Annotated in this window: 19 protein-coding genes; 15 read left to right on the top strand and 4 right to left on the bottom strand. The window is 42.6% G+C overall.

Going from position 1 to position 18,937, the window contains the following annotated elements:
• The first annotated feature begins 96 nt into the window (after positions 1-96).
• The 3 genes from pseB to J8M00_RS11715 are packed head-to-tail and all read left to right on the top strand — an operon-like array spanning position 97 to position 3,416.
• Positions 97-1,098: a UDP-N-acetylglucosamine 4,6-dehydratase (inverting) gene (gene pseB, locus J8M00_RS11725; RefSeq protein WP_023401792.1), complete on the top strand. Its 1,002-nt coding sequence runs from the start codon at positions 97-99 to the stop codon at positions 1,096-1,098.
• Complete coding sequence (gene pseC / locus J8M00_RS11720; protein WP_211010425.1) at positions 1,095-2,273, top strand: UDP-4-amino-4,6-dideoxy-N-acetyl-beta-L-altrosamine transaminase; 1,179 nt, start codon at positions 1,095-1,097, stop codon at positions 2,271-2,273. Before pseB ends, pseC begins: the two co-directional genes overlap by 4 nt.
• Before the next feature lie 9 nt (positions 2,274-2,282).
• Entirely contained in the window at positions 2,283-3,416 is a 1,134-nt protein-coding gene (locus tag J8M00_RS11715; protein WP_211010424.1) for a Gfo/Idh/MocA family protein, read from the top strand.
• A 37-nt stretch (positions 3,417-3,453) separates the two neighbouring features.
• Here J8M00_RS11715 and J8M00_RS11710 read toward each other — a convergent pair whose 3' ends face one another.
• The 4 genes from J8M00_RS11710 to pseI are packed head-to-tail and all read right to left on the bottom strand — an operon-like array spanning position 3,454 to position 7,847.
• Entirely contained in the window at positions 3,454-5,004 is a 1,551-nt protein-coding gene (locus J8M00_RS11710) for a class I adenylate-forming enzyme family protein (RefSeq protein WP_247687349.1), read from the bottom strand.
• On the bottom strand, positions 4,973-6,562 hold the full coding sequence (locus J8M00_RS11705) for a pseudaminic acid biosynthesis protein PseG (RefSeq protein WP_211010423.1): 1,590 nt from the start codon (positions 6,560-6,562) through the stop codon (positions 4,973-4,975). Before J8M00_RS11705 ends, J8M00_RS11710 begins: the two co-directional genes overlap by 32 nt.
• A complete protein-coding gene (locus J8M00_RS11700; RefSeq protein WP_211010422.1) occupies positions 6,559-6,807 on the bottom strand; it encodes an acyl carrier protein in 249 nt (82 codons plus the stop codon). Before J8M00_RS11700 ends, J8M00_RS11705 begins: the two co-directional genes overlap by 4 nt.
• Complete coding sequence (gene pseI, locus J8M00_RS11695) at positions 6,807-7,847, bottom strand: pseudaminic acid synthase (RefSeq protein ID WP_211010421.1); 1,041 nt, start codon at positions 7,845-7,847, stop codon at positions 6,807-6,809. Before pseI ends, J8M00_RS11700 begins: the two co-directional genes overlap by 1 nt.
• A 166-nt stretch (positions 7,848-8,013) precedes the next feature.
• On the opposite strand from pseI, the gene J8M00_RS11690 reads away from it, so the two are divergent.
• From J8M00_RS11690 to J8M00_RS11635, 12 genes are read left to right on the top strand one after another with little or no spacing between them, the layout of a single operon-like run.
• Positions 8,014-8,757 (top strand): cytidylyltransferase domain-containing protein, encoded by a 744-nt coding sequence (locus J8M00_RS11690; RefSeq protein WP_247687347.1) that lies wholly within the window; start codon positions 8,014-8,016, stop codon positions 8,755-8,757.
• An 8-nt stretch (positions 8,758-8,765) separates the two neighbouring features.
• Positions 8,766-9,830 carry an FkbM family methyltransferase gene (locus tag J8M00_RS11685; RefSeq protein ID WP_211010420.1) on the top strand — a complete coding sequence of 355 codons (1,065 nt, stop codon included), beginning with the start codon at positions 8,766-8,768 and terminating at the stop codon, positions 9,828-9,830.
• A 25-nt stretch (positions 9,831-9,855) separates the two neighbouring features.
• The gene (locus J8M00_RS11680) at positions 9,856-10,803 is read left to right on the top strand and encodes an NAD-dependent epimerase/dehydratase family protein (protein WP_211010419.1); all 948 of its coding nucleotides are present in this window, start codon (positions 9,856-9,858) and stop codon (positions 10,801-10,803) included.
• Positions 10,800-11,411: an SIS domain-containing protein gene (locus J8M00_RS11675; protein WP_211010418.1), complete on the top strand. Its 612-nt coding sequence runs from the start codon at positions 10,800-10,802 to the stop codon at positions 11,409-11,411. Before J8M00_RS11680 ends, J8M00_RS11675 begins: the two co-directional genes overlap by 4 nt.
• Positions 11,404-12,399, top strand: a complete 996-nt coding sequence (locus tag J8M00_RS11670; RefSeq protein WP_211010417.1) for a GDP-mannose 4,6-dehydratase — start codon at positions 11,404-11,406, stop codon at positions 12,397-12,399. Before J8M00_RS11675 ends, J8M00_RS11670 begins: the two co-directional genes overlap by 8 nt.
• 7 nt (positions 12,400-12,406) lie before the next feature.
• Entirely contained in the window at positions 12,407-13,069 is a 663-nt protein-coding gene (locus J8M00_RS11665; protein ID WP_211010416.1) for a class I SAM-dependent methyltransferase, read from the top strand.
• 36 nt (positions 13,070-13,105) lie between these two features.
• Complete coding sequence (locus J8M00_RS11660; protein WP_211010415.1) at positions 13,106-14,572, top strand: GSCFA domain-containing protein; 1,467 nt, start codon at positions 13,106-13,108, stop codon at positions 14,570-14,572.
• Positions 14,572-15,372: a transketolase gene (locus tag J8M00_RS11655; protein WP_211010414.1), complete on the top strand. Its 801-nt coding sequence runs from the start codon at positions 14,572-14,574 to the stop codon at positions 15,370-15,372. The genes J8M00_RS11660 and J8M00_RS11655 overlap by 1 nt, the downstream gene beginning before the upstream one ends.
• Positions 15,372-16,292 (top strand): transketolase family protein, encoded by a 921-nt coding sequence (locus J8M00_RS11650; protein WP_211010413.1) that lies wholly within the window; start codon positions 15,372-15,374, stop codon positions 16,290-16,292. The genes J8M00_RS11655 and J8M00_RS11650 overlap by 1 nt, the downstream gene beginning before the upstream one ends.
• Entirely contained in the window at positions 16,289-16,885 is a 597-nt protein-coding gene (locus tag J8M00_RS11645; RefSeq protein ID WP_211010412.1) for an HAD family hydrolase, read from the top strand. Before J8M00_RS11650 ends, J8M00_RS11645 begins: the two co-directional genes overlap by 4 nt.
• Positions 16,882-17,886 (top strand): aminoglycoside phosphotransferase family protein, encoded by a 1,005-nt coding sequence (locus J8M00_RS11640; protein ID WP_211010411.1) that lies wholly within the window; start codon positions 16,882-16,884, stop codon positions 17,884-17,886. The genes J8M00_RS11645 and J8M00_RS11640 overlap by 4 nt, the downstream gene beginning before the upstream one ends.
• A complete protein-coding gene (locus tag J8M00_RS11635) occupies positions 17,883-18,935 on the top strand; it encodes a zinc-binding dehydrogenase (protein ID WP_247687346.1) in 1,053 nt (350 codons plus the stop codon). Before J8M00_RS11640 ends, J8M00_RS11635 begins: the two co-directional genes overlap by 4 nt.
• Positions 18,936-18,937 lie beyond the last annotated feature (2 nt).

Here is an 18,937-nt window from a genome sequence, read left to right as displayed (position 1 = left end):
GAGTAATCACTTTTTTTAGGATGCAGGGGCAAATTCTTTACCTAATACTTTTTTCCATAGTGTAAAGAAATGATTGCACCTTTAGATGGGTAAAATATGTTTGATAATAAAACAATCTTGATTACTGGCGGAACTGGCTCGTTCGGTAAGAAATACGTCAAAACTCTGCTTGAAAGGTATCGCCCTAAAAAGATTATAGTTTTTTCTCGCGATGAACTGAAACAATTCGAAATGCAGCAAACTTATAATGCCTCGTGTATGCGGTACTTTATCGGTGATGTTCGAGATAGAGAAAGACTACGTAGAGCCATGCAAGGCGTAGATTATGTTATTCATGCAGCGGCATTAAAACAAGTACCAGCGGCCGAATACAACCCTATGGAATGCATTAAAACAAACATAAATGGCGCAGAAAACGTGATTGAAGCCGCCCTTGATTGCAATGTCGATAAGGTTATTGCACTCTCTACCGATAAAGCTGCAAATCCAATCAATTTATACGGTGCTACAAAACTGGCTTCAGACAAATTATTTGTCGCAGCAAATAATATTGCAGGTGGGCACAAGACGATGTTTTCGGTGGTTCGCTATGGCAATGTCGTGTGCTCGAGAGGCTCAGTAGTGCCCGTTTTTCAAAATTTTATTGACGAAAACAGAGACCACATCCCAATCACCCACCCGGATATGACTCGATTTTGGATAAGTTTGCAGCAAGGTGTTGATTTTGTTCTTAAGAATTTTGAGCGTATGCTAGGTGGTGAAATCTTCGTTCCTAAAATTCCATCTATCAAAATAACCGATTTAGCAACCGCTATGGCGCCCAATTTGAAACAAAAAATTGTCGGGATCCGACCTGGCGAAAAGCTCCATGAAGTTATGTGCCCTGAAGACTTATCATTTGATACCTATGAATTTGACGATCACTTTGTCATCGCGCCTGGGATCAAATTCAGTAGTCGTACAAATAATTTCGACACCAATGCACAAAATGAAAAAGGAAAGCCTGTGCAGCCTGGGTTCGAATATAATTCACTTTCTAACCCGGAATATTTATCTGTGGAAGAAATTGTAGAATTTAACAAACAGGCCCTATTATGATCCCCTACGGAAAGCAAGCGATATCACAACATGATATTGATGCTGTTGTAGATGTGTTGAAGTCAGATTGGCTCACACAAGGGCCGAAGGTTCCCGAGTTTGAAAAAACTGTCTGTGCATATAGCCACGCCCAATATGGTACTGCCACCAATAGTGCTACCTCTGCACTGCATATTGCGTGTCTCGCTCTAGAAGTCGGGCACAATGATATTGTTTGGACCTCCCCTAACTCCTTCGTCGCGTCGTCAAACTGCGCCCTGTATTGTGGTGCAAAAGTTGATTTTGTGGATATAGACCCTGATACCGGAAATATGTGTATTGATGCTCTAACTAGCAAACTAGAGCACGCATACAGCAACAACATATTACCTAAGGTGCTCATACCCGTTCATTTCGCCGGTCAATCATGCGATATGCAAGCCATTGCGCAACTTTCAGAACAATACGGCTTTAGTGTCATTGAAGATGCTTCACATGCTGTAGGTAGCAAATATCAAGATCTCCCTGTTGGCAATTGTCAGTTTTCTGATATCTGTATCTTTAGTTTTCACCCTGTGAAAATAGTGACGACAGCAGAAGGTGGTATGGCGCTTACCAATCAACCTGAGCTCGATAAAAAACTCAAACTCTTTCGCAGTCACGGAATTACAGCTGATAAATTACAATTACAAAACGAAACTGACGGCCCTTGGTATTACGAACAACAAGCACTAGGTTTTAATTACCGCATGACTGACCTGCATGCGGCTTTGGGAATTTCTCAATTTTTGCAGTTGGACCAGTTCGTCGCCAAACGTAATCAACTAGCCAGCTATTACGACGAGCAATTAATTAGCCACCCTCATATCAAGCCTCTGAAACAAAGTGAAAACGTCTACAGTGCATATCACCTGTATGTTGTTAGAGTGATATCTGCGACTCCTGATATTCACAGGCAATTGGTTACACAACTAAGAAGTAAAAATATATTTTGCCACGTGCATTATATCCCTATCTACTTACAACCTTACTACCAAGAAAAAGGCTTCAAAGCCGGTTACTGTGTAAACGCTGAAGCTTATTATCACAGCGCTATTACCTTGCCTTTATTTCCAGCGTTAACACAACAAGAACAAGAGTATATTGTCGAGACATTGACTGAATCAGTCGCGGCCTTAGAAATCCCAACTCAATAGGAAACACAGATGTCAAAACACTGTTTAAAACTCGCATTTATTGGTGGTGGTGCCAATTCAGCTGTGGGCTACGTGCATTTTTCTGCTGCACAATTGGACAACAGATTCAAAGTGGTTGCGGGGGCATTTAGTCGAGACAGTGAGCACAATTTACTCACAGCACAACAGTGGGGTATCGAAGCCAAACATACCTATAGCAACTGGCAAACCATGCTGGAAAAAGAACGGCAAAATATTGATGCGGTGGTTGTACTAACGCCCACACCTCACCACTTAGAAGTGCTTGAAACACTTTTTAAACTTAATATCCCAACCATTTGCGAAAAGTCTTTGGTGTGTGGAAGTGATGAAATGCAACAATTGGCTAAATGCTATAACCCAAAAAAGCACTTTTTGGCGGTCACTTTTAACTATTCTGGCTATGCCATGATCAGAGAGCTCAAAAACTTAATTAAGTTAAATAAGCTTGGAGATATTCAAAAGATCCACCTTGAGATGCCACAAGAAGGGTTTAAACGTCCGCCTGAAATTGCGGGTAAGGCATCCCCTCCCCAATCTTGGCGTTTGCAGGATTATGCCGTACCGACGATATGTCTTGATTTGGGCGTACACCTGCATCACCTCTCAAGTTATCTGCTAGATTTGGAACCAACACAGACCAGTGCGTTGTATGCAACACACTCCCAATACCCAAATTTGGTTGATGATGTACAGATGTTGCTAAAATACCCAAACAACATTACTGGCAGTATGTGGATGTCAAAGACGGCCATAGGCCACAGAAATGGCCTTAAGGTAAGAGTGTATGGCACAGAGGGGAGCGCGACCTGGTATCAACTTAACCCGGATGAATTGGAGCTGTACTTTAACGATGGCCGCCGAGAAATATTAGACCGAGCAGGACAATGTCAATACGCCCACCAGTTTAGATACAATCGAATGAAACCTGGGCACCCAACCGGATTTGTTGAGGCCTTTGCTAATTTATACACGGATATTCATCAAGCGCTGTGCAGCTATTTAAATTCAGAAGAAAACGCCAACGAGTATGTCTTTGGCTTTGATCAAGCACGCGACGGATTGGCATTATTTGAGGCTGCAACTCGCTCAAATCAGTCTGGAAGTTGGGAAGCCGTCAAATAAATTGGTTGCCTAAGTGAAGGGCTAGCCCTTCACTTCGTTATCGATTTTGCAGTTTAACATCATTTCTGAGCACTTTACCCATTTGATTCCTAGGAAGTTCACTTAGACGTACAAACGTTCTCGGCTGCTGATAATCTGTCAGCTCCTGTAAGCACATTAACCGCAATGCTCTATCTATCGACTCTTCACCTTGCTGCTCATAGACTACTTTAATGATTTCACCTAGCTGTGGCTCATCTACACCAAATGCGACACAATCGATAACATCAGGATGGCGCTTGATCACAGCTTCAATATCTTGGGGGAATATATTGATACCGCCACTGGAAATTACCTCTTTTTTCCGCCCGACATAGTACAAGTACCCCGACTCATCGAGATAGCCTAAATCACCAGTATAAAAGTACCCTTCTTTATCATAAGCAGCTTCTGTGGCTTCCGGCATTTTATGATAACCACTAAAACCTGTAAGCGTTTTACAGGCAATCTCCCCCACCACACCTTGCTGAACTGGCTGGCCAATTTCCGAACATATTTTAACATTAACAAATGGCAAAGGACGCCCAACACTACCATTTTTTTCTGGAGAATCCGACACGCAAAAATCGGTCACAACCCCCACTTCAGAAGCGCCATAACACTCATGAAATGTACATTGTAATTTACTTAGCAATGCGCGTTTTGATTCAGCATTAAGCACTGCGGACGAAGAGACAAGACAGCGCAACGAGCTCAAGTTAAAAACAGGCCCTTGATAGGCGAGAAAACTCTCTAACTGTGCAGAAACCGCAAACAAGAAACTAATACGATGCGTTTCAATCGCATCCAGCCAACCCTGCAAAGCAAATTTAGCCATAATTACCGTTGTTGCGCCGAGCATTAAAGGCATAAGCACGCCTCTTTGAGCCAAAGAGTGATACAGCGGTGTCGCAACCAATACTTTGTCATTTTCATCCAAGCCATAGTAATTCTGCGTCGCTTCAATAGCGCGCATGATTTTACAATACTGGCTAAGCACGATGGGCTTCGGTGTTCCGGTCGAACCTGAAGTCATTGTTAATATAAATGGCGCATTCACATCCACTTGTTGTGGTATCTGCTGCGTAGACGGACTTAATGGTGTTTGTTGCTCAAAAACTTGTTGCCAAGTAACCTCTCCTGCGACGCTTTTCTCAAAACTAATCAGCTTGTCTCTTTCTATGAGATCTTTTTCTAGCAATATTTTGCTGATACTGGGCCAAGACAAGACAGCTGCAACCGGCGTTTTTTTAAGTGCGACTTCAAGGGCCGTCCCTTTGAGGCTGATAGGTAAGGGCACAACCGCCAAGCCGATTTTTGCGGCAGCTAATAGGACGATTGGGTACTCAATCCCATTGGGCGCAAACAGCGCAATTCGATGGCCTGATTTTAGTCCAATACGCTCAAAGTATGCCGTTAACTGGCAAACTTTTTGGTCTAAGTCTCTATACGTTAAATATGTGTGCTTAAAAATAACAGCCGTTTTGTCTGGCGCCGCTAAAGCGCGGCGTTTAAAAATTGGATATATCCCGTCCATATTAGGCTCTACTCGCTGGGAACTTTGCGACATAATTAAACTCATCTTCTGATGCTTGAGGAAATAACCTTTGCGTGACGGAAAATTCTTGAGACTCTGGTGTCAAAGTTACAAAGCCTTCCTTTTGGTTCAACAAATTTACAAATTTATTGTCTTTGTTGATCACAGCCAACCACACTGCCTCTGAGTGTTGCGCTGCGCAGTATTCTAGCTGCCACTTTAGAATAAGTTGTGCGTGTACAAAGTTAACGTCATTGCTGGCGGCAAACCATCCACCAAAGAGGTAATCTTGCTGGTCCTCTCGATACACCTGATGCCACACATAAATGAGCGGCTTGCTGTCTTTTTCTAACACATACGAATGACGATTGTTGTTAAACCACCATACATAGTGATCAATTTCCTTTATGGTATCTGTTATCGTCATGCGCCACATATTTTCAGCGCGATTGCGTGCTTGCAAATAACCATTTACATCATTGTTTGTGACTTTGCGTACGTGAAGCGAATCAGACAGCTCAGAAACAACCTCAACGCCATTGCTAGGCTCAGATTGAAGCTGTTTGCGTTGCTTCACTGGTGTCCCTAGCAAGATATCTGCGATGCGTTCTCGGCCCAAGCCATCTACATGAACGTCAGGGTATCTTCTCTGCTCTGCGATGGTTGCGCGATGTTCAAATAACGTAAAAATAAGCTTAGCGACAGTATTAATAGGGTAATTTAGCAGATCCGAAACGTGATAATAGTGCCCAAGATCTTGTAAATTTTCAATTTCGTTATGTTGGTTTACAGCAAGCGAGAAAGTCAGTGCAGGTGTTTTCGTCACAGCTAATTCGTACAAAGATGTACCAAGCGCACCGACAAATAACCCCGTTTTTCTGTAAATAGATGCCAAACTCTTAGGCGCATCGACTAGTACTAAATTGTCGAATTGACTCTCTATTTGGCGTAACTTTTCGGTATTCAGCGCTTTTGGCCCTATCACAGCCAATATATTGCACGTTTGCTCACTACAATGGCAAAGTTGTTCAATAACCTCTGTAAGTTGAGTCCAATCTCCGCCGCCACCCAATGAAAAAGTAATAGTATCCGGCCTTGGCTCTAAGCTTTCATTTTCCTGATATTCAGGAGCAAGAATGGCAAATTCAGGTCCTAGCAAACAGTCTGTACCCGGTGCCACCAAACTCTCATATCTTGAGTGAGTATCCTTACCAGCCCATTTCATATCAACAACCAGATCTGCGTGATGTTCGCGACCCAAATCATCCATACTCATGAGTTGAATACCTTGCTGCTGGGCCCTGTCCTCCCACGTCACATCAAAGCCATAACCATCCAATACGAACCATTGAATATTCATGGCTTGAGCGTCTAAATAGGATAAGCAAAACTCAGCATCCTCTCGACAGCTTTGAAACTTAGGCACCCAGACAATTTTCGCTTGTAGCGGCGCTATAAACTCACCAACAGTTGTGTTTTCATCGACAAAAAACACTGTCTTAGCGCCTCTACCTTCAAGCGCTACAGCGAGCCACTTCATACGCATAAAGTGGCCCAAACCACACTGTGTATCAACCCGAAAAGCTATCATGCCTGTTCCAGCACTGCAGTCACTAGATTACCGACAATGGCATTACTTTCATCTAACAGTAATGAAGGCGATACCTCAATCGAGAAATGTGCCTCAAGCCCCATTGTTAAAGAGAGGATCTCAAATGAATCTAGAGCACCTTCCGAAATAAAGTTGTAACTTTCCAGCTCTGAAGAGCTTAACAAAACGCCACGCTCTTCCATAAATTGCTGAATGTATTCTAGTAATGCTTCTTTTGTAGCCATTACAGCATGTCCTCCCAACGTAGCTGCGTGCCGCAAATCAACGGCTTGTTTACTCTGCGACCTATCAAGTTAGGCAACTCTTTAGGCATAATTTCTCCACCTCCGGGACGCATTTGTCTTAAATGTTCCGCAGTCAAAACTTCGTTGGCCTGAATATCTTTGACGATATAAACGCAACGACGGGCTTTAGATGCCTCACTCGGATAGTGAACCGTCCCCATGGCTTTTTCTATTTGTCGCACACCGTGGACCAAAGCTTTTAACTCATCAGGGGTCATCGAAAAAAAGCTATCAGCAGTGTTGTCTTTTTTGTCTAATACGAAGTGCTTTTCAATCATACACGCCCCCACTGCCACAGACGCCAGAGGCACATCATTGCCGAGTGTATGATCGGACAAACCAACAGGGCAGCCAAACGCATCGCGCAGATGCGGCATTGTTCGTAAATTTATTGACTCAGCAGGCGCTGGATAGGTGCTCGTGCACTTCATCAAAGCCAACTCTTCAATCCCAGCATCATGAGCTACTTTAACGGCTTCTGCAATTTCAGTAAGCGTCGCCCCGCCCGTTGACATAATCACGGGCTTTTTAGTTGCCGCGACATCTCGGATCAATTGATGATCGATAAGCTCTGGAGAAGCAATTTTATATGCTGGGGCATCAAATTGTTCGAGTAAATCGACAGCTGATTTATCAAATGGAGAGGAAAAACAAGTCAGCTCCAATTTATTTGCCAGTTCAAATAGCTCAGCATGAAAATCCCAAGGCATGTAAGCGCCTTGATAAAGGTCGTATAAATATTGACCTTGCCAGGGGCCTGTTGCTTCAAAGTGTGGCAACTTACAATTCATCGTAAGCGTATCTGCGGTGTATGTTTGCAATTTAATCGCATCGGCACCAGCCTCTTTGGCGGCGTATACTAATTCTTTGGCTTTAGTCAGTGATTGACCGTGATTAGCTGACATCTCGGCAATGATATAACATGGAAAGTCATGACCAACATCCCTGCCTGCAATTTGGAATTGAGATTTAAAATTCACAATGCTCTCTTCTTTTTTGGCATATAACTTTAACTGTGTAAGCAAATATCGCGCCGACAATTAACATTGGTACAAAAAGCACCCAACACCAATAAATACAACGCACACAATCACTTTTTTATTCTGTATTTGAGTGTAATGATTTGCTATATTGAACGCAATTATAATGATAACAACGACTTCGATGGAAAACGTTCAAATCATCATTCAAGCGCGAATGACGTCAACCCGTTTAGCGGGAAAAGTACTCTTACCATTGTGTAATTCAACCGTCTTACAGGTTATGCTGCAAAGGCTCAATGAGTTTAAAGATCACATCGTAATTGCGACCACGAATGACGGTACGGAAGCCCCCATTGTCGAACTCTGTAAACAGAATAAAATAAAATATTATCAAGGCAGCACCGAAGACGTGTTATCGCGTTATTACGAAGCGGCCACTCAATTCGGCGCAACTGACGATACGACCATAGTGAGACTGACAAGTGATTGCCCTCTCATTGATCCTCAATTGACGAGGCAAGTCATAGAGAAACACCGTCAATCTCAATATGATATTGTCAACCTTGGACCGCACAGCGGGTACCCTAGAGGGTTGGATTGCACCGCGTTTTCATACCAATTACTGAAAAAGACCCATCTTCTGGCCACCAGCGCGCCCGATAGAGAGCATGTGACACTTGGTATGGCAAAGTTTTGCTCGATATCAACGTACTCATTTGCCGAAGGAGAGTCTTTGGACCACTGGCGTCTCACGCTTGATGAACCAGATGACTATACCGCAATTAAAGCAATTTATGCTCAGTTTGGCGATAGCCTTGATTTTTCCTATCTCGAGCTAAAAAAACAATTAAAGGAAAAGCCTGAACTTACCGATATAAATAAACACGTAAGTCAAAAAACTGTTTAGGGGAAACAATGGAATATATTATTTATGGTGCGGGTGGCAATGGTAAGGCCATTTTCGACGCCATGTCTAAACAGGGTGACAATGTATTATTTTTCATTGACTTATACTCAACTGAAGATAGCTACAAAGGCGTCCCAATTTATAAACCTGATGCCGTAGAGCCGAGTGAAACGCCTGTTCTAGTGTCACTTTCGTGTCTAAGCCAAGTGGTCAAAAAGCAACTTGAACTCAAAGGCTTTAAAAACTGTTATAACTTAAATGAAGTGATGACAGGGTTTAAATATATATTTGATGCCTTTTTTGACGATTCACATAAGCAAGCGCTACAGCAAAGTGAAATTCAGTTTGTTGACCAATTAGATAAACTTCACAATAAACTGGCCAATGCCCAAAGCAAGCAGTGTTTAGAGCGGATCAGAAAGTTTAGACAAAACCCAAATCATGATACGTATTTGGAAAATGATTGGGAAACCCAGTATTTTCCAAAAGAACTGATGTCAAAAGGCCTAGTTCAAGCGCCATTTAAAATGGTTGATTGTGGTGCCTTTAACGGGGATACGCTGCAGCTCGCCACAAACATTACGCAGCAATATGATATCGAGTTCGACAGTATCGTTTGTTTTGAGCCCGACCCAAAAAACTATCACAAATTAATGACTAGACTCCGAGGGAAGAGCGGCGTATTTCCTCGCGTTTTTACACAACAAGCCGGAGTGTGGTCTAAAAATACAACCCTGAGCTTTAGCTCATGCGGAGACCAAAGCAAGATAACTGAAGATGCGAATACACAAAGCAATAGCTTGCAGGTCGCAAAAATAGATGATGTTTGTTATGGGCTCGCACCCAACTATATAAAAATGGATGTGGAAGGCGCAGAAATTGAAGCCTTGAAAGGTGCATCTGAGATTATTACCGATTTTAAGCCGAACCTTGCAATCTCAGTGTATCACCACCCAGAACACTTATGGCAAATAGCTGAGTTAATTGAAGAACTCCACAGCGAATATCAATTTTACTTACATGCACACGGCGATTTTTGTAATGAGATCGTGCTCTATGCAATCGCAGAGTAATACAGTAATTCCGAGCAGAGAAAACATGAACGAGAAAACGATTTTAGTAACTGGTGCAACAGGCTACAAAGGCACCGTTTTAGTACCTAAGCTTTTAAATAAAGGCTATCGTGTCGTCGCTTTAGACACACAGTGGTTTGGCAATTTCCTACCTACACACCCTAATCTTACTGTAGTAAAAGGTGATGTAAGAGACACTCATTCAATTGATTTAACTGGTATCGATAGCATTATTCATTTGGCGTCTATCGCCAATGACCCATGCGGCGACTTAAACCCTAAGTTAACTTGGGAAGTCAGCGCATTGGCTACGATGCAACTCGCTGATAAAGCTAAAAAGTCTGGCATAAAACAGTTTATATATGCCTCTTCAGGCAGCGTATACGGTGTTAAGGATGAGGAGCAAGTAACTGAAGATCTATCTCTTGAACCGATCTCAGAATACAACAAAACCAAAATGGTTGCTGAACGCGTGCTACTGAGCTATGCAGATGATATGGCAGTGCAAATTGTTAGGCCTGCAACCGTATGTGGCCTCTCAGCGCGTATGCGTCTTGATGTCTCTGTCAATATGTTGACAATGCAAGCGCTTAAAAACAAGAAGATCACAGTGTTTGGTGGTGCGCAAGTTCGCCCTAATATTCACATCGATGATATTACCGACCTGTATATCTACATGCTTGAGCACCCAGAAAAAACTTCTGGCATATTTAATGCTGGTTTTGAAAATATCTCGATCATGGATATTGCCAAAATGGTGCAAAGCAAAGTGAATTGCGAAATAGAAGTCACACCTTCTAATGACCCTAGGTGCTACAGAATCAACTCTGACAAACTATTGGCAACCGGTTTTAAACCTAAAAAGGATGTAAACACCGCCATCGGCGAATTGATCACTGCTTTTGAAAATGGAGAGTTGGAAGATCAAGATCGTTTTTACAACCTAAAGTGGATGCAACGAGAAGTACTATGAGCAATAAACAAGGTGCAGTTTCTGAGCTGCCAGTCCAACACCCTGCAGAATCCATAGCGCAAGCGTACACCGATACACTTAGCTGCGTGTTACAGCAACTCGATACAAAGCAAATAGCGCGACTTGTTGATAGTCTACTGGAAATGAAAAGGCAAAACGGCACCTTATTTATTTGTGGCAATGGGGGCTCAGCAGCCAATGCTATTCACCTTGCCAACGACTTCACTTTTGGCATCAACCCTCAAGGCAATGCCATTAAAGTAGAAGCGCTTGCAGCCAATAGCTCGGTGCTCACATGTCTTGGTAACGATATTGGTTACGAGAACATATTCAGTCACCAACTTAAAGTCAAAGCGAATTCAAATGACCTATTGTTGGTTTTATCTGGAAGTGGCAACTCTCAGAACATCATTAATGCGATCTCACAAGCTCAGGCAATTGGGATGACTACGGTTGGTATTCTTGGGTTTAAAGGGGGTAAAGCTAAACCCATGTTAGATCAAGTATTTCATTTTGATGTTCAAGACATGCAAATATCTGAAGATACACAAGTTATTATTGGCCATATATTGATGAAAGCGCTTTATCAGGAATTAAAAAATGTCTAACTCGCCTATATTAGTACTGGGAAGCAACTCCTTCTCCGGCGCTTCTTTTTGTGCTCATATGCTCTCTCAAGAGCATCAGGTTATAGCGGCTAGTCGCTCCGAAGAACCACATAATGCCTTATTACCTTATAGCTGGCAAAAAAACCGCGACGCACTCGACTTTCATCAACTTGATTTAAACCATCACCTAGATGACATTATTGCACTGGTCAAAAAGCATAAGATCAAACACGTATATAACTTTGCTGCGCAAAGCATGGTTGGACAGAGTTGGGATTACCCTGAACATTGGTTCATGACCAATTGTGTTTCTACTATCCAATTTCACAACCAACTAAGACATATTGACCACTTAGACAGATACATTCATATCTCAACTCCTGAAGTATATGGCAGCTGTGAAGGGCTAGTACCAGAACATAGAAATTACAATCCAAGTACCCCATATGCCGTTTCAAGGGCTGCTGCTGATATGAGCTTACACACCTTTTTTGACGTGCATCAGTTTCCTGTACTTTATACTCGTGCAGCAAACGTCTACGGTGAAGGTCAGCAGCTCTATCGCATCATTCCACGCACCATTTTATTTGCCTTGTTAGGTAAAGTGCTTCCGCTCCATGGTGGGGGACACTCGACTCGCTCCTTCATACATATTGACGATGTCTCTCGTGCAACCCAAGCCATTGCGCAACACGGTCAACTTGGTGATATCTATCACATATCTACCGAGCGAACTATCTCAATTAGAGCACTGGTTGAGCTTCTTTGTGACATGCTGCAGGTGCCGTTTGAGCAAGTTTGCGAAGTCACTGAAGACCGCCTCGGAAAAGATGCAGCATACTTGCTTGATGCACAAAAGCTACGTGGCGAGTTAAATTGGCAAGATCAAGTATCGTTAGAAAATGGACTTGAGCGCACAATTGCGTGGGTTCAAAAACACCTTGGCGATTTAAAACAACTACCAGATTCATATATTCATAAACCGTGAGAACTCTATGCTAGGACAAGAAATAGACCTATTGAAAAACTACCCAAAGTCAAAACGAGACACTAAGGGCAGAGCGAATGTGATCACCGAAGCTGACAGGGAAATTGCTAGGCAATACGGTAAAGACTTTTTTGATGGCGACCGCACATATGGTTATGGTGGTTTTAGTTACTTTTCTCGCTTTTGGCAACCGGTTGTACCTGACTTAAAAGCACACTTTGGCTTAAGTGAGCAAACCAGTTTACTGGATGTTGGCTGTGCCAAAGGCTTTATGTTGTATGACTTACAGCAACTTATCCCTGGGATAAAACTACATGGTATAGACATTTCTGAGTATGCACTCGAAAATGCCAAAGAAGAAGTGAAGGATATCCTGACTCAAGGAAATGCAAAAAACCTTCCGTTTGACGACAACAGTTTTGACGTTGTGATGTCAATCAACACTATCCACAACTTAGACGAACAAGAATGTGCGCTTGCATTAAAGGAAATTGAACGTGTGAGCCGTGGAAAATCCTTCATCACAGTAGATGCCTATCGCAATGATGAAGAAAAAGAGCGCATGCTTGAGTGGGCTTTAACCGCCAAAACTATCATGCATGTTGATGACTGGAAACAGTTTTTCCTAGACAACGGCTACACTGGCGACTTTTACTGGTTTATACCTTAAATACGCACTCAACAAATACCTAGCAGGAGAATGACCATGCAAAACTTACTCCTTGGAAATATCCCAAGTCATGAGCGCCTTAACTTAGCGTTGCCTCATTACAACCTCATTGACAACTTAGACAAAAGCTTTGTCACGTTTGGTAGTTGTTTTGCATCCTCAGTGAGTAGAGGGCTGTGGCGGCTAGGGTTTGACACTTATTTTTCTGAAGAAGAGAGCTTTCACTACTCGCCAAATTCGATTAAACAATATTTTGAGCAGCTTTCTTCTTCAGCAAAAGATTTAGAAGATTATGTCGTCCCACTGGAAGATGGCAAGTTCAAATCTGTGGCGACACGGTATGTATCAGAACCCGGTCAGAGCCTTGAATCTTTTTGTGCGTTTCTAAAAAAGTCAAATCAGCAAATGAAGCAGCGTATTGAAAAGGCTGACTTTATTGTGCTCACTTTGGGCAATGCTACCTATCAAAAGCTAAAAACTTCGGGCCTTACGCTATGCCATGGTGGTGGTTTACCAACCGATTTATATGAAGTCATTAAAAGTCCGTATGAAGAAGTACTCAGTGACCTAACTTCATGCTTAACGCAATTGAAAACGCTAAATGCATCTTGTCAGGTTATTCTCACAGTATCTCCACAGAGGTACGGTTGGTTGATGAATGCCAACTTGTCTACTGGCATTAATGAAATTTTAGATTTAGATAAAACGGCAGCCACTAACTGGCTATTAAATAGCAATATTGATAAAGCTAAGCTAAGGCTTGCTATCGACTCAATGATCGAAAGTAATTCTGTCGAGCACATGCATTATTTCCCATCTTTTGAAATCGTTATGGATGAGCTCAGAGATTATGAGGGCTTTAACCATGACGTTAAAGATTTAATGCACGTCAATATGCCAAATACGCCCAACTTCGTTATTAATAAGTTTTTAAACTCATTTTGTGATGAGCAGCTTAGAGAAGTATTAGCTTTCTTTAGAGCAACACTCGATATTCTGATTGATATCTACCCGTCGCGCCTTAAGAAAATGAGCAGTGAACAGGCAAAAAAATACATTGAAGATAAGCTGCCAACCATCTCAAAATATGTTGATGCTGTGCAGTGTGACAAGCTTGCTGGCTATGTTCTCAGAGGCATGATGATTGCTTTTCCTAGCATCACCGCAGAGACTATTGCAGCGCATAAATTGAAAAATCTGGAATCGTATTTGTCAGATCCGATGAAAGACAAGATTACACAGATAGCCGCTTTACAATCTGAAAGCATATGCGTGATTGGCAATACTCAAGACTTAGATACGCTGTGCAAGTCGTCAGCGCTGTTAAATAAAAATGTAACGCGTATTCTTACCACCAACCAAGATGACAAGCTCTGGGGCATCCCAGTGGTGAGTGTAACTACTGATATCCACATAGAAGAGCAAGTTGTCTTGGTATTGGATGACAACCTACAACGCCAACTTGAAGAGCAAGGTAAGTTACGCGCGAAGGTAATAATATAATGAAGTACACCGAAATCGCATCACAAATTAGATATACGCTGTGTGATGTTTCTAGCAAGACAAAAACGCCCCACCTTGGGAGCTGCCTATCGTGTGTTGATATCTTGGTAGCTCTATATTGGGAGATCATGAATATAGATCCAAAGGCACCGACAATGCCTGAAAGAGATTATTTTTTACTCGGTAAAGGCCATGCAGCCAGTGCCTTGTACACCGCTCTCGCCTATCGAGGCTATTTTTCTATAGAGTCTCTATATCAGCACGGTCAAACCAATAGTCAATTTGAAGAACACCCAGGCATTCACGCTCCAGCCGGTGTCGAAACCGTATCAGGTTCATTGGGCCACGCACTTTCTCTGGCTGCCGGTATGGCTCTGAGCACCCGTCTAAGTGGTAAAGAAAATCGCTTTTTCACTCTACTTGGTGACGGTGAACTAAACGAAGGAACAATCTGGGAAGCCGCGATGTTTGCTGGGGGCAAAAAATTAAGCAACTTGGTTGCCATTGTCGACTTTAACAAACTTCAAGGTACGGGTGAAAGTTGTGAGATCATGCACTTAGAGCCACTAGAAGACAAATGGTCGGCTTTTGGGTGGCACACTATTCGAGTTGATGGCCATGATATAGCGACGCTGATCAGCGCCCTTGCAGATGCAGGCAAGCACGATAAACCGACCTGTATTATCGCCGATACGGTGAAAGGCAAAGGCATTTCATTTATGGAAAATGACAATAACTGGCACTATCGGATCCCCAAAGCAGAAGAAGTAGAGAAAGCAAAGCAGGAGTTATCAGTCTGATGAGAAATGCATTCGCCAAAGTATTAACGGAACTTGCAAAACAAGACAGCCGACTCTTATTGTATTACGCTGATATTGGTAACCGTCTGTTCAATCCATTAAAAGAATTTGCCGCCGATAGAACTATAAATGCGGGTATTGCCGAAGCTAACATGGCTTCTATGGCTGCTGGCAGTGCCATGATGGGACACAAGCCTTTTATTTACACAATTACCCCCTTTACCACTGCCAGAAACTTTGAACAAATAAAAATTGATATCGCTTATCAAAACCAGCCTGTCATTATCGTTGGCACCGGCTCTGGTTTGTCATACGCTAATTTGGGTCCAACCCATCATTCGTTTGAAGATATTGCCTTAATGCGTTCGCTTCCAAATATGAATATTGTCTGCCCTGCTGACGCGGACGAACTTGAAATATTAATGCCTCAGCTAATTGCACTCAATAAACCCTGCTATTTTAGGATAGGTAAAAAGAACGAGCCACAGGTTCACCCAAGTCGCCCAGATTTGAAATTTGGTAAAGCACATGTCATGCATCAAGGTGAGCAAATCGCTATCATAGCAACAGGTACGATTATGCCATTAGCGCAAGCACTTTATGGCAAATTGGCTGAGTGTGGACTCTCACCAGAGCTGGTCAGCTTACATACTGTAAAACCGCTCGATAAAGAGTATTTGAATGGCTGTATGAGCCGCTTCAAACATGTGATCACGCTTGAGGAGCACAATGTAAATGGTGGTATGGGCAGTGCAGTACTTGAATATTTTAATGACCAGAATCACCAAATAGCGGTGCACCGATTCGGGATCCCTGATCATTTCATTGACCAAGTGCATAGCCCTGACGATGCAAGAGAAAAAGCGGGGTTAACGCTCGACGCTATTTCAAAAAGCCTGACCGAGCGAGGCGTTTTATGATCATTGGCGTTGATTTCGACAATACAATAGCAAATTATACCGGCGTATTTTACCAAGTTGCGCTCGATCTAGGGTGGATCCCAAAACAGACTGGCAAGTCAAAACAGGACGTGAAACAGTATTTCATTTCACAAGACAATGAAAAAAAATGGACTGAGCTACAAGGTATTGTTTATGGGAAAGAAATTTCAAATGCCAAGCCTTACCCAGAGAGCCTAACGCATCTAAAAGCGTTAAAGGCGCAAGGACATCAGCTAAAATTAATATCACACAAAACCAAGTACCCCATAATTGGTGATAAAGTCAATTTTCACGACGCAGCCAGAGGGTGGCTTGAAGCACATGGTTTTGTAAATTGTCCCAATGCCCCTTTTGATCCTGAACATGTTTTTTTTAATGAAACCAAAGATAAAAAGGTTATGTTGATTGATTCGCTAGCATGTGACTTCTTTATTGATGACTTAGAAAGTATATTGCTACACAAACATTTTCCCACTGCGTGTCAAGGCATCCTATTCTCACCCGATAAAGTGAGCCAATCATCTCATTTGCAAGCCCAAGCATGGACACAAATTCCAGCACTCATTGTATGATTGAGCCCAGTATCCTCAAGTGGCTACAGGAAGTAGTCAACAATGAACAGGTTTTGCTCACTCCTATTGATGGGGGCGCAAACAATCAGGGTTTTCGTGTCAGTTCAGGAACGGAGCAATTTTTTCTAAAGTGTTTTGAGCCACATAATAGCCGCTCACTGTCTAAATTACGTAATGAGTACGCCTTTGCTAACCACTTAAGTAAAGCGGAAATACCCAATATTGGTAAACCCATTGCGTACAGTGAGGAATTGAAAGTATCGTTATTTTCATTTATTGACGGGCAGGCAATTGCCAATTTAACGACCAGTCACATTGACGCCGCCCTAGCCTTTATCGAAGCAATAAATGCTCCGGCAATATTTGATGCTACTCTGCCAATGGCCAGCGAGAGCCCAGCGACCTTATATGGGTTTGTTGACATTATAGACAAACGGCTTGAGAGGTTTGCTCAACTGAGCTTAAATAACAATCATCGCTTACAGTCGTTGCTTCAAGCCATAGCATCTCGTACTCAGCAAATCGCTGAGACTGTTGAGCCTAGCTGGCATGAGCCATTGCAGAAAACGATCCTTTCACCTTCGGATTTTGGATTTCACAATGCAATTGAGACACCCTCTGATATATATTTTATCGACTTTGAGTATGCTGGCCGTGACACTGTTTGGAAACTGTTAAGCGATTTTTTTGCTCAGCCTGCAATACCTGTCCCTTTGGAAAATATCACGCGCTTTTTGCAAAGTGCTGTATTTTCTGAAATAAGCCAACGAAGGCAAGAATTTGTCACAATTTACGAGCTAACATTGATGAAGTGGTGTTTGATCATGCTCAATGAGTTTATTCCTGTGATTGAACAGCGAAGACGATTTTCATGGAACAATTCTTGCTTGGACATAAATAATGACGTGCTCAGTCAAAAAAAACAGAGTCAGCTTGAAAAAAGCATACGCTACTTTGCACATATACCTGAAAAGATTAAAATTTTAGATAAAAATCTATGAAAAAACATATGAAAGCCGCCGTGCTTTTTGAAACCGGCAAACCTTTAAAATTGATTTCAAATATTAAAGTACCCGCACTCACAGCCGGACAAGTACGCGTCGAGATCCTTTACAGTGGGTTGTGCCACTCCCAATTAATGGAAGTAAAGGGCGGCAGAGGCGAGGACAAATACTTACCTCACTTACTTGGTCATGAAGGCGTAGGTTACGTCACCGAGGTGGGTGAAGGCGTCACAAAGGTAGCTGTCGGTGACAAAGTCATTATTGGTTGGATCAAAGGCCAAGGACTCGATGCACCCGGGGGGAAATACCCACATGAAGATTACCTAATTAACTCTGGCAGTGCCACCACACTGACGGAACAATCAATTGTCGCAGAGAATCGCTTGGTAAAACTACCTGAGGGTTTTCCCGAAAAGCTCGCAGTATTACTAGGGTGTGCTCTGCCAACAGGTCTAGGATTGGTATTTAATGAATTAAAACCTCTTCCAAATAAGACCATTGCTGTTTTCGGCCTAGGTGGAATAGGTCTAAGTGCGCTACTAGCGGCTAAATTGAGTCAGCCTACCAAGCTAATTGCCATTGATGTTAACCCAGATAAACTAGCGCTCGCAAAGCAGCTTGGTGCGACACATTGTATCAATTCTTTAGAAGTTGATCCTGTCACCGAAATATACCGCCTCACTGAACAACAAGGTGTAGACTACAGCTTGGAAGCTGGCGGTACGACACAAACGATTGAGCAAGCTTTTGAAAGCGTTCGCGATGGCGGTGGTCAATGTATATTTGCATCTCATCCAAGTGACGACTTAAAAATACAGTTAGAGCCTCATGCATTCCACCGCGGAAAGTCGATCCGAGGAAGTTGGGGGGGGGGCGCTCAACCTGATAAAGATATTCCGCTTTTTGCCGATATGTACTTTGAAGGAAGGTTAAACCTAGAGCCTCTGATCAGCAAGGAATACACGCTAGACGAAATCAATGAGGCAATTGACGATCTCGACAATAAAAAAATCGTCAGAGCTTTGATTAAAGTCACGCAAAGGTAATT

It is taken from the genome of Pseudoalteromonas luteoviolacea (assembly GCF_018100925.1).
Lineage (GTDB): Bacteria > Pseudomonadota > Gammaproteobacteria > Enterobacterales > Alteromonadaceae > Pseudoalteromonas > Pseudoalteromonas obscura.
Note: the sequence above shows the minus strand (reverse complement) of the source record. Positions and strands in the feature narration are given on the sequence as shown.

Excerpts from the sequence above, each read along its gene's own strand:
- J8M00_RS11675 (WP_211010418.1), top strand. The coding sequence starts at position 10,800 with ATGAGCAATAAACAAGGTGCAGTTTCTGAGCTGCCAGTCCAACACCCT.
- J8M00_RS11670 (WP_211010417.1), top strand. The coding sequence starts at position 11,404 with ATGTCTAACTCGCCTATATTAGTACTGGGAAGCAACTCCTTCTCCGGC.
- J8M00_RS11715 (WP_211010424.1), top strand. The coding sequence starts at position 2,283 with ATGTCAAAACACTGTTTAAAACTCGCATTTATTGGTGGTGGTGCCAAT.
- J8M00_RS11655 (WP_211010414.1), top strand. The coding sequence starts at position 14,572 with ATGAAGTACACCGAAATCGCATCACAAATTAGATATACGCTGTGTGAT.
- J8M00_RS11660 (WP_211010415.1), top strand. The coding sequence starts at position 13,106 with ATGCAAAACTTACTCCTTGGAAATATCCCAAGTCATGAGCGCCTTAAC.
- J8M00_RS11650 (WP_211010413.1), top strand. The coding sequence starts at position 15,372 with ATGAGAAATGCATTCGCCAAAGTATTAACGGAACTTGCAAAACAAGAC.
- J8M00_RS11690 (WP_247687347.1), top strand. The coding sequence starts at position 8,014 with ATGATAACAACGACTTCGATGGAAAACGTTCAAATCATCATTCAAGCG.
- J8M00_RS11635 (WP_247687346.1), top strand. The coding sequence starts at position 17,883 with ATGAAAAAACATATGAAAGCCGCCGTGCTTTTTGAAACCGGCAAACCT.
- pseC (WP_211010425.1), top strand. The coding sequence starts at position 1,095 with ATGATCCCCTACGGAAAGCAAGCGATATCACAACATGATATTGATGCT.
- J8M00_RS11710 (WP_247687349.1), bottom strand. The coding sequence starts at position 5,004 with ATGTCGCAAAGTTCCCAGCGAGTAGAGCCTAATATGGACGGGATATAT.
- J8M00_RS11645 (WP_211010412.1), top strand. The coding sequence starts at position 16,289 with ATGATCATTGGCGTTGATTTCGACAATACAATAGCAAATTATACCGGC.
- J8M00_RS11685 (WP_211010420.1), top strand. The coding sequence starts at position 8,766 with ATGGAATATATTATTTATGGTGCGGGTGGCAATGGTAAGGCCATTTTC.
- J8M00_RS11680 (WP_211010419.1), top strand. The coding sequence starts at position 9,856 with ATGAACGAGAAAACGATTTTAGTAACTGGTGCAACAGGCTACAAAGGC.
- pseB (WP_023401792.1), top strand. The coding sequence starts at position 97 with ATGTTTGATAATAAAACAATCTTGATTACTGGCGGAACTGGCTCGTTC.
- J8M00_RS11665 (WP_211010416.1), top strand. The coding sequence starts at position 12,407 with ATGCTAGGACAAGAAATAGACCTATTGAAAAACTACCCAAAGTCAAAA.
- J8M00_RS11700 (WP_211010422.1), bottom strand. The coding sequence starts at position 6,807 with ATGGCTACAAAAGAAGCATTACTAGAATACATTCAGCAATTTATGGAA.
- J8M00_RS11640 (WP_211010411.1), top strand. The coding sequence starts at position 16,882 with ATGATTGAGCCCAGTATCCTCAAGTGGCTACAGGAAGTAGTCAACAAT.
- J8M00_RS11705 (WP_211010423.1), bottom strand. The coding sequence starts at position 6,562 with ATGATAGCTTTTCGGGTTGATACACAGTGTGGTTTGGGCCACTTTATG.